Annotated in this window: 15 protein-coding genes; 8 read left to right on the forward strand and 7 right to left on the reverse strand. The window is 60.7% G+C overall.

Annotated elements, in window-relative coordinates; genetic code table 11:
- Nucleotides 1-3: 3 nt before the first annotated feature.
- Nucleotides 4-879 carry a glycosyltransferase gene (locus ACT4ML_RS01115; protein ID WP_444719210.1) on the reverse strand — a complete coding sequence of 292 codons (876 nt, stop codon included), beginning with the start codon at nucleotides 877-879 and terminating at the stop codon, nucleotides 4-6.
- A gap of 58 nt (nucleotides 880-937) precedes the next feature.
- Here ACT4ML_RS01115 and ACT4ML_RS01120 point away from each other — a divergent pair, with 58 nt between their 5' ends.
- Nucleotides 938-2,137, forward strand: coding sequence for a glycosyltransferase family 61 protein (locus tag ACT4ML_RS01120; RefSeq protein WP_444719211.1), 1,200 nt, complete (start codon nucleotides 938-940; stop codon nucleotides 2,135-2,137).
- Nucleotides 2,138-2,152: 15 nt separating this feature from the next.
- On the opposite strand, the gene ACT4ML_RS01125 is transcribed toward ACT4ML_RS01120, so the two are convergent.
- Nucleotides 2,153-3,151 (reverse strand): hypothetical protein, encoded by a 999-nt coding sequence (locus ACT4ML_RS01125; protein WP_444719212.1) that lies wholly within the window; start codon nucleotides 3,149-3,151, stop codon nucleotides 2,153-2,155.
- A 147-nt stretch (nucleotides 3,152-3,298) separates the two neighbouring features.
- On the opposite strand from ACT4ML_RS01125, the gene ACT4ML_RS01130 reads away from it, so the two are divergent.
- From ACT4ML_RS01130 to aglF, 4 genes are all read left to right on the forward strand, one after another.
- Nucleotides 3,299-4,720 carry a sulfatase gene (locus ACT4ML_RS01130; protein ID WP_444719213.1) on the forward strand — a complete coding sequence of 474 codons (1,422 nt, stop codon included), beginning with the start codon at nucleotides 3,299-3,301 and terminating at the stop codon, nucleotides 4,718-4,720.
- Between the two features lie 98 nt (nucleotides 4,721-4,818).
- Nucleotides 4,819-6,270, forward strand: coding sequence for an oligosaccharide flippase family protein (locus ACT4ML_RS01135; protein ID WP_444719214.1), 1,452 nt, complete (start codon nucleotides 4,819-4,821; stop codon nucleotides 6,268-6,270).
- 91 nt (nucleotides 6,271-6,361) lie between these two features.
- Nucleotides 6,362-7,774, forward strand: coding sequence for a sulfatase (locus tag ACT4ML_RS01140; RefSeq protein WP_444719215.1), 1,413 nt, complete (start codon nucleotides 6,362-6,364; stop codon nucleotides 7,772-7,774).
- 161 nt (nucleotides 7,775-7,935) lie between these two features.
- Complete coding sequence (gene aglF, locus ACT4ML_RS01145; protein WP_138244274.1) at nucleotides 7,936-8,670, forward strand: UTP--glucose-1-phosphate uridylyltransferase AglF; 735 nt, start codon at nucleotides 7,936-7,938, stop codon at nucleotides 8,668-8,670.
- A gap of 73 nt (nucleotides 8,671-8,743) precedes the next feature.
- Here aglF and ACT4ML_RS01150 read toward each other — a convergent pair whose 3' ends face one another.
- Nucleotides 8,744-9,271, reverse strand: a complete 528-nt coding sequence (locus tag ACT4ML_RS01150; RefSeq protein ID WP_444719216.1) for a metal-dependent hydrolase — start codon at nucleotides 9,269-9,271, stop codon at nucleotides 8,744-8,746.
- Nucleotides 9,255-9,818: a hypothetical protein gene (locus tag ACT4ML_RS01155; RefSeq protein WP_444719217.1), complete on the reverse strand. Its 564-nt coding sequence runs from the start codon at nucleotides 9,816-9,818 to the stop codon at nucleotides 9,255-9,257. Before ACT4ML_RS01155 ends, ACT4ML_RS01150 begins: the two co-directional genes overlap by 17 nt.
- A gap of 194 nt (nucleotides 9,819-10,012) precedes the next feature.
- On the opposite strand from ACT4ML_RS01155, the gene aglM reads away from it, so the two are divergent.
- Together aglM and aglJ are read left to right on the forward strand one after the other, a co-directional pair.
- Entirely contained in the window at nucleotides 10,013-11,302 is a 1,290-nt protein-coding gene (aglM, locus tag ACT4ML_RS01160; RefSeq protein ID WP_444719218.1) for a UDP-glucose 6-dehydrogenase AglM, read from the forward strand.
- A 169-nt stretch (nucleotides 11,303-11,471) separates the two neighbouring features.
- Nucleotides 11,472-12,479, forward strand: a complete 1,008-nt coding sequence (gene aglJ, locus ACT4ML_RS01165) for an S-layer glycoprotein N-glycosyltransferase AglJ (protein WP_444719219.1) — start codon at nucleotides 11,472-11,474, stop codon at nucleotides 12,477-12,479.
- 125 nt (nucleotides 12,480-12,604) lie between these two features.
- Here the strand turns inward: aglJ and ACT4ML_RS01170 are convergent, their stop codons facing one another.
- A complete protein-coding gene (locus ACT4ML_RS01170) occupies nucleotides 12,605-12,934 on the reverse strand; it encodes a DUF5789 family protein (RefSeq protein WP_138244269.1) in 330 nt (109 codons plus the stop codon).
- Nucleotides 12,935-13,057: 123 nt separating this feature from the next.
- Here ACT4ML_RS01170 and ACT4ML_RS01175 point away from each other — a divergent pair, with 123 nt between their 5' ends.
- Entirely contained in the window at nucleotides 13,058-13,267 is a 210-nt protein-coding gene (locus ACT4ML_RS01175; RefSeq protein WP_006179895.1) for a ribbon-helix-helix domain-containing protein, read from the forward strand.
- Nucleotides 13,268-13,509: 242 nt separating this feature from the next.
- Here ACT4ML_RS01175 and ACT4ML_RS01180 read toward each other — a convergent pair whose 3' ends face one another.
- The gene (locus ACT4ML_RS01180) at nucleotides 13,510-13,932 is read right to left on the reverse strand and encodes a hypothetical protein (protein ID WP_444719220.1); all 423 of its coding nucleotides are present in this window, start codon (nucleotides 13,930-13,932) and stop codon (nucleotides 13,510-13,512) included.
- Nucleotides 13,933-14,007: 75 nt separating this feature from the next.
- Complete coding sequence (locus ACT4ML_RS01185; protein WP_444719221.1) at nucleotides 14,008-14,691, reverse strand: hypothetical protein; 684 nt, start codon at nucleotides 14,689-14,691, stop codon at nucleotides 14,008-14,010.
- Between the last annotated feature and the right edge of the window lie 45 nt (nucleotides 14,692-14,736).

The raw sequence follows: 14,736 nt of genomic DNA on the forward strand, positions 1-14,736 counted from the left end.
CTGCTATTCTGCGCCGAACAGAAACTCGTAGTAGTAGCCGAATCCGCGACACGCTAGCATCGTCACTGAAAGTATCGTGAACGCTACGCGCGTCGCGGCGGCGTCCGATTCGTCTCCGTCGTCACCACTCCCGGAACCAGACGGTTGCGGTGGAACTCCCGGCTGGCCATATCGATCCGGGTAGTACCGCTGTTTCTGACAGAACCCGCGACCGACTCGGAAGTTCTTCTTCGCAACCGATTCAAGCGATGTGCGTGCAGGATGGGTGACAGTAGCATCTCCTGTATATCCTTGCTCGTAACCCGCAGCTGCGACACGGTGTCCGAACTCAAGGTCACCACCCGAAATCAGGCGGCTGTCGAACACGCCAACGTCCTCGAAGACCTCGCGCTGGACGAGGAGCGCACACGTCGGGGCGTAGTTTTCTTCCTGCAAATACGTTTGTACTGGGAATCCGGTTCGAGAATTGTACCGCCCGACGAGCGTATCCGACTCGAGAGTCAGCCTCACGTTGCACCCGAGGTACGCGACGTCTTGTTCGTTCCTCGCTTCGAGTGCTGTCTCGAGCCAGTTCTTGCCGACGGTTTCGTCCGCGTCTAAGAATGCGATGATGTCTCCAGTCGCGTGTTCGAGACCGGTGTTTCTTGCCGCGTACGAACTCTGAACATCCGTTTCGGTATATCCGGAAACCACGTCGGGGTATTCCGATTCGAACGCATCGATAACCGCCGGCGTTTCATCCGTCGAGTCGTTGTCGACAACGAGGATTTCGAACGGCGGAGCATCTCGCTGACTTGTTACTGATTCCAACGTATCACGGAGGCCGTTCGGATCGTTATAAACGGGGATAATAAACGAAACGAGAGGAGACGACGGCATACAAGACGGCTATATCCCGGTGCTGTTAAAAGCGTTCCTGATAGAAATCTCAACGAAGATGGAGCTCAGTAACGTCCCGGGTCGTGCGGTCCGTAAGGTTCGGCAAGACGGAGTAGCGGAACTCATCTCCGAGGGGCGTGATCTTGTGGTCAATGATCTTCTCCTCTATCGAACCGTATACAAGCATCTTCTCGAAAAGCGCGTTGATATACTATACCGCGACGACGTACGGAATCGGTCGGAATGTCTCGAATACGAGGAATACAACGAACCGATGCGACTCAAAGGACCGTCCGGATTCCGGGGGCACGACACGCCTGAGCAGTACGAACCCGGAAACAGATTCGTTTGCGAGTTCCCGGATGCGATGCTACTCGGTCCCGTCGGTCCCGGTCTCACTGCGGAGGGAACCGTCATCGCCGACACCGTCGGAACGCCGCCGCTCACACAGCGACGAACCGGCGTTACTATCGCACGGTCGATATCGGAGAACGGTGCCCGCCGAACTCTCGATGCACTCCGTGGCGATGGAGAACCTGATCGGCGATTCGACACAGTCGCGTTTGCCGTCCCGCCGTGGAACAACTACTACCACTGGACCGTAGAGTGTCTCTTGCGCGTTCGCCTCCTCGAGCGATATGGCTCCGAAACGGGGATTTATCCGACGCTGCTTGTCCCAGCTGACTGTTCAAGCTGGATGAAAGAATCGCTCGATATCATCGATTATACCGGAGAAATCGCCAGTTTTGACGGTGGAATCGCGAAGGCGAATTCGCTGGTCGTTCCAACGTTTCCCGATCCCATCCCCGAGGAGTGTTTCTGGATGCGTGATCGGATGCGTGATGGCACTGTACGCGATGGCGGTTCCGATGAGGAACGAAGTAACCGGATCTACATCGCACGCGGCGATGCAACGGTACGACGCGTCTCGAATAGAGACGCGGTTCAACGTGTGTTAGACGAGTACAACGTCGATACGTATCTCCTCGGCGAGTTGAGCGTCCGTGAACAGATCGACCTATTCCGTCGTGCTGACGTCGTCGTTGCACCCCACGGTGCAGGACTGACGAACATCCTATACGGCGACGATCTCACGGTGATCGAATTGTTCGGGGACAAGACGATGGCCACGTTTGACCGACTGGCCGCGAGCATGGATCACGAATACCGGTACGTCCAGTGTGAGCAGGTCGGCGTTGATGTTCGTGTTGATACCGACACGCTTGCTGAAAGACTCCAGACGACGATAAGAACGTAGACCGTACCGGTAACGCTACAAATAACCCAAATCTTCTAATCGCTCTTCGGCGGTCGCCGTTTCGGTAGCCGACTGTGGTGCTGGAGCGCGAGGTTCATATTCGCCGGTATCCGCAGCGGTTGTCTCGGCCCACGGGACGGTTCGCATACACGGCAGTGGACAACCGATAACGTGTCGGTAGAAGCTATACTCCCCGAATGCTTCTCCGTGGTCTGCAGTGATCACGACATTGTCAGCATCGACGTTGTCGAGCAAAACTTCGACTTCATCGAGCACGAACCGAAGGTTCTGTAGGTATTCGTCCCACGTCTCGTCGCGATCGACGCGTCCCGCTCTGAGCGCATCAAACGGTTCCTGCAGGTCGGGATCATCGGCCAGTGGATAGGGATCGTGTGGATACATGTAGTGGACGACCAGCCGGTCAGTGCTACGATTTCGGCCTGCCGCAATTGCACGGTCGGTTGTATAGCGTGGGTGAACACGAGTGCCATCCTCACTCCCGACCATCCACTCAGCAGAGTCGTCAAACTCTACCCGCCAGAGTTCCTCGAGATAACCGAAGTCCCCGGGACTGACGACATCGTACTCGGATGGTCCGAACGGCATCGCTGCGTGTCCCGTATCGCCGCCGTTACCGAGTACCCGCTCCGTATATCCGTTTCCGGTCACGTATGCGGTATCCTGAATCTCGTCCCGGTATTCGGCGTCAAAGGTATGATTCATCCATTCGAAAGACGTGCTCCCGACGGAGGTTATCGAGTCGTCGACGGTCAGGAACTCGTACTCGTCGGCGACCTCCCGTAACGCATCAACACGACAGGCGTCGAGAATGATGAGCGCGTCCCAATCACGTTCGAAAATGTTGGTTCCGTACGGATACCACTTCGTGATACGGAGAAGGAACGCGACGTAGATATAATAGATCGGTCGGACAACACGTGACAACAGCGGTTTATCCGTCTCCCGGAAATTCGATATACTCTGGGAGAGCCATTTTGTAAAGCTAACTGTCATTAGTGGTGAAGTGATTTGCACCTGTTTATCACTAACGGAATGCGTCAGATAGGGTTCTAATTTCTTTAGTATTCTCTCGTGTATAATATGGGGGATGTATATTCCACCTACCGAAGTATACAAATATGCCCGTCCGAACCCATACGTATGGATCAGCCGAACGTTCTTCTCGTTATTCTCGACAGTGTTCGTGCCCAAAACGTGGGCCATCTTGGCTATCCGCGACAGACAACACCACATCTGGACGAGTTTGCAACCCAGTCGACGACCTATACAACTGCGAAATCACCCGGTATTCACAGCATATCGAGTCACGTGAGTATTTTCACCGGCTATCACGTGGCCGAGCATCGGGCCACGTCGCATAGTGCGAATTTAGCGTCCGGACATACGATTTGGGAAGAACTAGCTGACGACGGGTACCGGACTGGACTGTTCACACCAAACGCGATCGTTTCTGAATCTTCGAACCTTTCGACGTTCTTTAACCACGTTGTGGGACCGAAACGTGATGAACTAGTATTTCCGGATGCGCTCGGTCCGGAACACGTTTCGGGAAATCCGAGTTACATCGAGTACGTTCGAGCGTGTCTCGAGAGCGAGTCTCCGCTCAAAGCCATCGGAAACGGGTTAGCGAGGGAGTTCGGCAATTCGAGCGCGGCACACGATCCGGAGAGAGAACACGGGGGAGAGTACGTCAAAGAGTTCCTCGAGTGGCGAGAGTCGAACGACGGCCCGTGGGCGGCGTGTCTCAATCTCATGGACGCTCATTATCCGTACTTGCCACAGGAGAAGTACGACCGGTGGGGCGGCGATGTCCTTCAAGACCTCCATCGAGAGGCAATGGGCGGGCCGCTGACGACCCAATACCTTGGCGACCGGCCGTTCTGGGAACTCGAAGCGTGTACGAGCCTGTACGACGGCTGCATCAGGCAAGCCGACGCGTACCTCGCCGAATTGCTCGACAGACTCGAGGCGGCGAACGAACTCGAGGACACCTTAGTGGTCGTGACGAGCGACCACGGAGAGGGGTTCGGAGAGTACAGCGTCGTGAACGACGCAGTACGTCTGATCGACCACAGTTGGGGGATCGGTGACGAACTCGCTCACGTTCCCTTGGTGGTCAAGTATCCCGGACAGACGGCAGGCGAAACCGTAACTGAACCCGCGTCGTTAACTCGGTTTCCGTCAGTCGTGAAAAGCGTTATCGACGGTGAGAGAGGGAGTTTCGTTCCGGACGACGGCTATACGATCACGAGTTCGTACCGACTCGAGGAGCCAGCAGCGGAGTTACCGTTGCCGGAGAGCGAGCGGGAACCGTACTTCGGGCCGTGGCATGCAGTCTGCCACGAACAAGGTGACAGAACGGTAGTTGACGCCATTCGTCGTGAGGACCAAGTTCGATTCGAATCGACGAGACACGATCAGCGAGCGGCGAGAGGACTCGCGAACCGAGAACTTGTCGAATCGTCCGTTGAAACCTTAGACCGAGTCGACGTGACGGAAGCCGACGGAGATATCGACGCCGAGGTCGAGCAGCGATTACACGAACTCGGCTACAGGGCATAGCACGACCGAAACCGTGCAACACGTGACGTGTGTCTCGTAGATCTCGCTGTTAGTCTCGAAAAAGAGGCCTTATTGCCTTCCCACCCGCCGATTGGCGTATGCGACTGGGCCAGACATCGATCGTTCATTTCATCTCCCGATTTTTGGCATCCATGCTCGGGTTCGTCGCGACGATATTTATCGCTCGATTTCTCGGGTCCGAGACGCTCGGTATCTATTATCTCGTGCTCTCAACGGTCTCTTGGCTCGGAATCGCAGTGAAAATGGGCGTTCCGAGTGCGATCAACAAACGCGTCAGCGAGGGCGACGACGAGGCGGCCTACACGATCGCCGGCGGGACGGTCGTCCTCGCCCTCTTCCTGATCGTCTCCGTTGTCGCCCTGCTCTTTCGGGAACAGATAAATGACTATATCGGATACCCTACTGCGGCAGTCGTGGTACTATTCCTATTCGTTACTGTCGTCCAGTCGACGGTGAACTCGATACTGACCGGACAACATCTCGTCCATATCTCGGGTATTTTCAATCCGATTCGGACCGGAACACGGAGTCTCGTCCAAATCGGAGCCATTCTCGCTGGGTTCCAGATAACCGGTCTCTTCATCGGGTATACTGCTGGGTACGCACTCGTCTCCGTACTCGGGCTCTGGATAGCGATTCGTCATTTCGACTCGATCTCGCTCCCGACGGTGGAACACTACCGCCGGATCGTCTCTTATGCGGAGTACTCGTGGCTCGGCGAGATCCGTTCGCGCGCGTTCAACTGGGTTGATGTCGCCGTCCTCGGGTTCTTCGTGTCGTCGTCGCTCGTCGGAATCTACACGGCGGCTTGGAACATCGCGGTGTTTCTGATACTGTTCGGCGGCTCACTGAGCGAAACGCTGTTCCCCGAGATGAGTTCGCTCTCGGCGGACGACGACTCAGAATCGGTCGCGGAACTATTCGAGGCTGCGCTCACGTACGGCGGACTGATCCTTATTCCGGGTCTCGTCGGTGGAACGTTGCTCGGGGAGCGCTTACTCCGAGTGTACGGCGAGGAGTTCACGCAAGGAGCGACCGTTCTCTCAGTTCTCATCGTCGCGACGTTGATTCAGGGGTACCAGCGACAGTTCACGATGACGCTCGACGCGATCGACAGGCCCGACGTGTCCTTCAAAGTCAACGCTGTATTCATCGGCGCGAACATCCTTCTAAACGTCAGTCTGATCCCGATCTTCGGTGTTGTCGGTGCGGCAGCGGCGACTGCTTCGTCAGTCGCCGTCAGTCTCGTCATCGCCTACATTTCGCTCTCGTCACTGGTCGAATTCTCCGTTCCCGTCGGAGAGATCGGACGACAGTGGATCGCGGCAGGAATCATGGGTCTCTTCGTCTACGCTGGTCTCTGGCTCGAGGCAGAATACGTAAATCTCAGCAGTAACATCGCCGTCGTGCTAGCGCTCGTTGGACTCGGCTCGGTCGTCTACTTCACGACCCTCATCGTCATCTCCGCTCACTTCCGGCTGACTGTCGATCAGAACCTTCCAATCGATCTCCCGCTGGATTGGACCTGACGTGTGCGATCGGATATATGCATCCGAACTGGAGATAATGTGGCACCCTGTTACCGAGAGGATTTTATCAGGCTGTCAACGAAGATAGTATATGACATCGCCTAACGTTCTCCTCGTCGTTCTCGATAGCGTTCGAGCGGCGAATACGAGCCTTCACGGCTATTACAACGAGACGACACCGAATCTGGAGGAGTTTGCGTCGGAGGCGACGGTGTACACGCAGGCGCGCTCACCGGGCATTCATAGCATCGCGAGCCACGCGAGCCTCTTCACTGGATACGAGGTTGCTGAACACCGTGCCGTAGATCACACGGCGGAACTCAAGCGGGGAACGACCATCTGGGAGGAACTTTCCGAGGAAGGGTATCAAACTGGTCTCTTTACGTCCAACACTGTCGTCGCCGAAGCGTCCTCGCTTGCACGGCCGTTCGACGATGTTGACGGGCCGTCGTCTTCGACGTACCCGTTTCCCGATGCGTTGTCGCCCGATGAATTGAGCGGCGCGACTGGAAAGAGGGAGTATTTTACCGCCGCGCTCAGCAGTGATCACCCGATCAAATCGTTATACAACGGTGTTAGCGACCAGATCGAACGAATTCGAGGACCGACGGTTGATCACGACGAGAGCCGCCAGCATATCGAATCGTTTCTCGAGTGGTCCGACAACCGGAGTGACCCGTGGGCGGCGTGTATAAACCTCATGGATGCCCACTATCCGTACCTTCCGGCGACGAGGTACGATCGATGGGGCAGTTCGGAACTCCGGAGACTCCACGAGGAGATCAGTGAGCCGTTGTTACGTGAGTTTTTGGGCGATCGTCCGTGGTGGCAACTCGGAGCATTCGAGTCACTGTACGATGGGTGCATACGGCAGGCCGATGCGATCGTCGGCGAATTGATTGAGGCGCTGAAGGCCCGCAACGACCTTTCTGAAACCGTACTCGTTATTACGTCCGATCACGGGGAGGGATTCGGAGAACCGTGCGAACTCGGAACACCGATACGGCTTATCGATCATAATTTCGGGATCAACGAGCAGCTAACACACGTTCCACTTCTCGTTAGTACACCCGACGACAATAGTGGGTTGACTATCGATGCGCCTGTTTCGCTAACCCGGTTCCCCGATGTCGTGCGCGCCTACGTTGAGGGCCATCCTCGAACGTTCGAGAGCGACGACCCCGTCGTCACTTCGACGTATCGGATGCAGGAACCAGGTGATGAACTTCCGCTTGAACCGGACGACCGAGAGCCGTACTTCGGCCCGTGGCACGCGGTGTACAGCACCCAAGATGGGGCCGTTCGAAAGGATGCACGCAATGGCGATCGGGATGCGTGCGTCCTGATCCAGAACGCTCGAGAGCGATCCGTCGTCGGTGGCGCCGACCGACCTCTGATAGAGGAAACCGTTTCGGCTCTCCAGCCGGCCGATGTCGTTTCCGGCACACAACACGCATCCGACTCGATCAAACAGCGACTGAACGATCTCGGATACATTCAGTAGCCTTCGAGACAGGGACTGTTCAGTAGCTATTGATTCTATCTGAATCGCGTTCGAGTTCCGCTCCGTACCGTGCAGACAGGGCAGTAACGATCCCCGCTCCGGTCGAGTCCCGAGCAAGCCGTCCCGAAGACATATAACACTCAAGTATAATCGGTGAGCATATGCAAGCAGTCGTACTGGCCGCGGGAAAGGGAACTCGCCTCCGGCCGCTCACCGAAGACAAGCCGAAGGTCCTCGTCGAGGTCGACGGGAAACCCCTCATCGAGGACGTCATGGACAACCTCATCGAGGTCGGTGCGACCGAATTCGTCCTCGTCGTCGGCTACATGAAAGAGAAGATCATCGAACGCTACGGCGACGAATACGAGGGCGTTCCGATCACCTACGCCCATCAGCGCGAGCAGCTCGGACTCGCCCACGCGATCCTGCAGGCGGAACCGCACATCGACGACGACTTCATGCTCATGCTCGGAGACAACGTCTTCCGGGCGAACCTCGGCGACGTGATCAACCGCCAGCAGGAGGAACGAGCCGACGCCGCGTTCCTCGTCGAGGAAGTCCCCTACGAGGAGGCCTCGAGGTACGGCGTCCTCGATACGAACGAGTACGGCGAGATCGTCGAAGTGATGGAGAAACCCGACGATCCGCCGTCCAATCTCGTCATGACCGGATTTTACACGTTCACGCCGGAGATTTTCCACGCGTGTCACCTCGTCCAGCCCTCGGCTCGAGGCGAGTACGAACTGCCGGACGCGATCGATCTCCTCATCCAGTCCGGGCGGACCATCGACGCGATCCGGATGGACGGCTGGCGCATCGACGTGGGCTACCCGGACGATAAGGACCGCGCCGAGGAGCGACTGGGCGACGCTGAAGTCGCGGTGCCGACCGAGTAACGACGGCACCCGCTGACTGCTGTCGCCGCCGCTCGAGCACGCTCCGCACTCTTTATCGAGCGACGACGCGAGTTCACTCGAGCGACGCCGAACTCCCCGTCCGTCGCGCATCGACCCGTCGCTTGAATCCCCGGACGAGGACGGCACAGAGGCCGGCGACGAGCGCCGGCCAGCGGTCGGTACTCATGTAGAGCCCGCCCGAGGGCGGCCGGTACTCGGTCAACGGCCAGAACGCGGCGTAGGAGTACCCCGTCGGCGTCATGAGTCCCAGATCGAGGACGTGGTGTGACGCCGCACCGAGCGCGACCAGGAGGACCGCGTCTCGGCGGTGCTCGGGAGCGAACAGGAGCGACCCGAGGAGGGCGACGACGAGCGTTCCGCCGAGGGTGTGCAGCGGTCCCCACGCGAACGGAACGCCGAGCAGATAGCTGACGAACTCGTCCGGGAACGCGAGATCGGCCTTCACGAAGTCGGGCGAGAGCGCGCCGACCATCGCGATCGTGACGTGTGCTCGCCGCAGTCGCGGGTAGCGAATCGACAGGAGCGTCCCGATGACGTAGCCGACGATAGCGTGCGTGAGGACGTCAGGCACCGCGATCACCTCCGCTCGCAGACCCTCGAGGCCACGGGGTCACGTCCCGAAGGGAGAGCGGATCGTCCCGAGGGACGAACGCGAGTCGGTCGAAATCGAATCGCCAGTCGCGGGCGAATCGGCCGACGACCCAGAGGCCGGCGACAAAGGAGACGAGAAGCATGTACGCCGTCCCGGCCGTATCACCGATCGTCGTGCGGTCGACGGCGAGAGTCGACTCGTCCTCGAGCGTGCCGAAGGCGGTCACGCTGTCGCCCCGCTCGAGCGGTTCGTCCCCGTTCTGGAGCCCCTCGTTCGCGTTCACGAGGGTGAACCTGCCGGAGCCGCTGGCGCGAGTAGCGATAACGACGGGATCCGTCTCGACGACCCGGCCGCCGAGGGCCACGTGATCGCCGACGTAGGCTTCGCGGTTCTGGGTCACATCGACCTCGGTCGGATGGTCGCTATCCGTCAGATCGCCGGGGATCGTGCCGGCCCAGCACACGAATCCGGCCAGAACGACGAGGAGGGCGACGCCCGCGACGAGGCGACCGCGTTGGCCGAAGGGTTCCTGCATGCCTCTCTAGAGACGGCCGAACGGCAAGAATAGCTTTCGTGTTCGTGACGGTCACCGATCGCGGGCAGTCATCCCGCCCGATAGCACCTCAGCGGAGCGCCTTCCGAGAACGGTCGGCCGGCCGAAAAGCGTGGATCCGTCTCGAGCCGACCGAACCCAAAAGGGACTAACGAGGCGGGCGCATCTCGTCCGCTATGAACGTCTCCATCGTCGGCAGCGGCTACGTCGGCACCACCGTCGCCGCCTGCCTCGCGGACCTCGGCCACGACGTGATCAACATCGAGATCGACGAGGACATCGTCGACGCGATAAACGCCGGCGAGGCCCCGATCCACGAGTCGGGCCTCGCGGAGCGAATCGCCGAGCACGCCGGCACGAACCTCCGCGCGACGACCGAGTACGACGATGTCCGCGATACGGACGTGACCTTCCTCTGTCTGCCCACGCCCCAGTCCGACGACGGGAGCCTCGACCTCGCGATCATGCGGGCCGGCGCGGAGTCGCTCGGCCGCGCGCTCGCTGACAAGGACGACGACCATCTCGTGGTCGTCAAGAGCACGGTCCTGCCCGGCACCACCGAAGACGTCGTCGGCCCGATCCTCGAGTCCGAATCTGGAACCCCGCTCGGGGACGGCATCGAAATCGCGATGAACCCCGAATTCCTCCGGATGGGGACCGCGGTCGGGGACTTCCTCGAGCCGGACAAGGTGGTCTTGGGAACGGCGAGCGAGGGAGCCGCCGCGACGCTGCGCGAACTGTACGCGCCGATCCTCGAACGGGAGGAGACGGACCTCGTCGAGACGGACATCCGCGAGGCCGAACTCATCAAGTACGCGAACAACGCCTTCCTCGCGTCGAAGGTCTCGCTGGTCAACGAACTGGGCAACATCGCCAGGGAGTACGACGCGGACGCCTATGAGGTGCTCGAGGCGGTCGGCCTCGACGATCGGATCTCGGAACGGTTCATGCGGTCGGGCCTCGGCTGGGGCGGCTCCTGTTTCCCCAAGGACGTCAACGCCCTGCGGGCCGGCGCTCGCGAGCAAGGGTACGACCCAGAACTGCTCGACGCCACGGTCGCGGTCAACGACGAGCAGCCGCGACGGCTCGTCGGCCTGCTCGCGGACCACGTCGACCTCGAGGGGGCCCGAATCGCGGTCCTCGGACTGTCGTTCAAGCCGGGCACCGACGACGTTCGCAAATCCCGCGCGCTGGACGTGATCGAGTACCTCGCGGACCGCGGCGCGGACGTCGTCGCGTACGATCCGGTCGCGATCGAGAACGTTCGACCCGATTACCCCGAAATCGAGTACGCCGACTCGGCCGAGGGCGCACTCGAGGGCGCGGACGGTGCCGTCGTCGCGACCGACTGGCCCGAGTTCGACGACCTCTCTTTCGAGGGGATGGCCCGCAGGGTGGTCGTCGACGGTCGGCGGATCGACATCGACGAAGACGCCCTCGAGGTCTACGAGGGACTGACGTGGTAACGACGTGAGTGACGACATCGTGACAAAGCGGGCGGCCGTGAGCGTTGCCGAGGCGGAGAGAGCCGACAGCGCGTGCCGAGGCGGAGAGAGTTGACAGCGCGTGCCGACGTAAAAACCCGACACTGGTCAATCAGTAACCTTTTGCAGTTCGGTGGGGGAGTAGTTCCCGATGGAAGATGACGCGGTTCGTGCGGGCTCGAGTATCCTCTCGGACGGCGCGGGGACGGTCGCCGTGACCGAGGACGCCCGCGAAATCTCGTCCGACGACGTTTGCGTCCTTATCCCGACGCTCGACGAGGCGGCGACGATCGCCGACGTGATCGAGGGCTTCTACGAGCACGGGTACACGAACGTCGTCATCGTCGACGGCGACTCGTCCGACGAGACCCGCGAGATCGCCCGCGACCACGGAGCGGAGGTGCTGGTCCAGTCCGGATCCGGCAAGGGACAGGCCGTTCGCGAGGCCCTCGAGTACATCACGGTCCCGTACGTGTTGATGGTCGACGGCGACGGCACCTACGATCCGGCCGACGCCGACAAGATGATCGAGCCGCTCTCGCGGGGGTACGAGCACGTGATCGGCAACCGCTTCGCCGACATGGACGACGACGCGATGCGCGCCCTGAACGGCTTCGGCAATCGGATGATAAACCGGGCGTTCGGGTTCGTCCACGGGGCCAACTACGAGGACATCCTGTCAGGCTACCGGGCGTTCACCGTCGACTCGTTCGAGCGGCTCTCGCTCGACTCGGACGGCTTTACGATCGAGACCGAACTCGCCGTCGAGTGTGTCAAACACGGCGTCGAGACGACGGTCGTCCCGATCAGTTACAGCGCCCGGCCCGACGAGTCAGAAACCAACCTCCACCCGGTCAAGGACGGCGGCACGATCCTGTTGGCGCTGTACTCGCTGGCCAAGACCAACAACCCGCTGTTCTACTTCGGGAGCCTCGGCGTGACCGGCATCCTGTCGGGCGGCCTCATCGCGACCTACGTCCTCTGGGAGTGGATCCAGTACCAGCAGGGCCACGAGATCATGGCGCTCGCCTCCGCGGCCGCCGTTCTCCTCGGCGTCCAACTGCTCATGTTCGGCGTCCTCTCGGACATGCTCGTAACCCTCCATCGCGAGCAGCGACGCCGTCTCGAGCGGATCGCTCGAGACTCGCGTGACGAGTAACGGACGTCGTGAATCGGGTCTTCGCAGTGTCCGTTTCTCAGCGTCCGAGATCAAAACAATCCGTTCGTCCCCGACACCTGTGACGGAGCCAGCGATGAGCGATCAGTCGAGACGCCGACCCGGCTTCAGAACGGCAACAGCGAGCGAAACTGTGCGACGACGCCGTTCGAGTTGTTCCGTCGGTACGCTTCGAACGGCTTGTGGAGCGCGTTCAATAGCTCCTGTCGGGAATCGAACTCCTCAGCCGGGACTTCGGCGAGCATCTCGCTGAGCGGGACGTCGTTCCCGTGAACGTCGTAGGGGATGCGCTCGTGGCCGATCTCGGCCCTGATATCGTCTTTCGTCGCCGGAAAAGACAGGTCCGAATTCCTGAGATGAGCGTCGACGGCGGCGATGCCGAACTCGATACTGTCGGGTTCCTCGTCGTCTCCGCTCGATGGTGGCCGGACTCCCATACCTAGCACCCGCTACGGAGCCAGATATAAAAATGGCTGTGGAGACGGTCGGCGGCGAGCCGACTGGACCAGCGGGTCGCCGCCTGTCGACACTCCTTTGGGCCCCGCGACGGAGTATGCGATATGACCGAGTATACCACGGTGTCGATCCCGAAGGACCTCGCGGACCGGGTCGAGGACACTATCGAGGGAACGAGCTTCCAGAGCACGAGCGACCTCGTTCGGTTCCTGCTTCGCAGCATCGTCATCCAGCATCAGAAGGAAGGCGAACTCACCGAAGCCGAGTTCGAGGAGATCACCGAACAGCTCCGCGGACTCGGCTACCTCGAGTAGCTCGACCTGTCGTCTCGTCCCGCCGTCGCTCGGCGTCCCAAAACAGTGCTTTTGGACCTCGAGACACTAGTTCCGCACGGAGTCGAGACGTATGCCACACGTTCCAAATTTCCCGTCAGACGACTCCGACGGCGACGAGCGCGATCGGAACTCCGGTCGCATCATCGATCGAATTATCGGCGACGACGAGGTCCCGGTACCGATCGCATAACGCACCGTCCCGTCTTTTTCGAGCGCGCGACTCAGTCCGTCAGCGATTGCCCCGGCGGCGAGGCGTCGACGATCTCGAGGGGCTGGCGCGTCCCGCTGCGGTCGAACGCGCCGAACGACCGCTCGTCGACCTCCCACGGCGGGACGGCGACGAAGATCACCTGCGCCAGATCGTCCCGTCGCGTCACCTCGAGTTCACCGACGGGGTGGGAGACGAATCGGCCCTGCGTCTGGCGGGCGGGCGTCGAGAGATCGACCCCGAAGACGGCGTTGACGGGATTGCCGGGGTCGGGGAGAAAGAAGTCGGTGAAGACCGGCGTTTCGGGCGGGATTCCGTCCCCGCCCTCGAGGTCGCCCGCAGGGGTGACCGAGACGCCGGTCGTTATGTCGTTGGGATCGGCGTCGCTGGCGAGATCCAGCAAGACGTCGACGAGCCCGCGGGTTACGTAGACCACAGGGCTGCTTTGGGTGCGGGGTAGTTAGATGTATGCCTCGCGCGGGATGGCGTCGCTCCGCGCTGTCGATTATCGTTAGAGGGGGAGCATTTCCCACGCCGTCGACGCGTACAGCCGCGGGGCTCGCTTTCGGGACCCGGCGAGCGCCGCCTCGAGGACGCGCGCGCCACCGTCCATCACGCCGGATCCGTGGCCGACGAGGACGCGTTCGGGCGCGACGCCGCGGAGTGGCGTCCGCGGCGGTGTCAGTCGCAACATGGGATGGACCCCGAGGTCCTCGTCGCCGGCGAGGAAGAACCCGGCCGTCCCGACCGTTTCGGGGACGACGAGCGTCCCGTCGGCCGGGTTGTAGAGGGCGACTTCCTGCCAGAAGCGGTTGTCGAGGACCGTGATGGCCCGGATCCCGGTATCAGAGAGTTCGTCGTCGAAGCGGGCGACCGCGGCGTCGATATCGCCGGTGACGCCCTCGAAGAATTCGGGGAGGTAGACGGGGACGTCGTGTCGGTCCGCGACGGCGGCGGCGTCGCGTTTGTGCCGATCGAGGCCGACGACGACGCCGGCCACGTCGCCGAACTCGGCGAACAGGTCGTCGATCCCCTCGGCGTCGACGGGGTCGACGACCCAGACCTCGCCGTCTACCGCGAGGGCGTGACTGGCGCGTTGCATCTGTTCGTCGGGGTGGGCGATCCAGCCGACGCCGCCGTCGAAGCGGTCGATCTCGCGGAAGTCGGTCGCGCGCTCGTCGACGCGATAGCTCATACGAGTGTGATACGCCCTCACAGCTCATAAACGTGGGCAAACGGG

This window comes from Natrinema sp. LN54 (genome assembly GCF_052439245.1).
Classification (GTDB): Archaea; Halobacteriota; Halobacteria; order Halobacteriales; family Natrialbaceae; genus Natrinema; species Natrinema versiforme_A.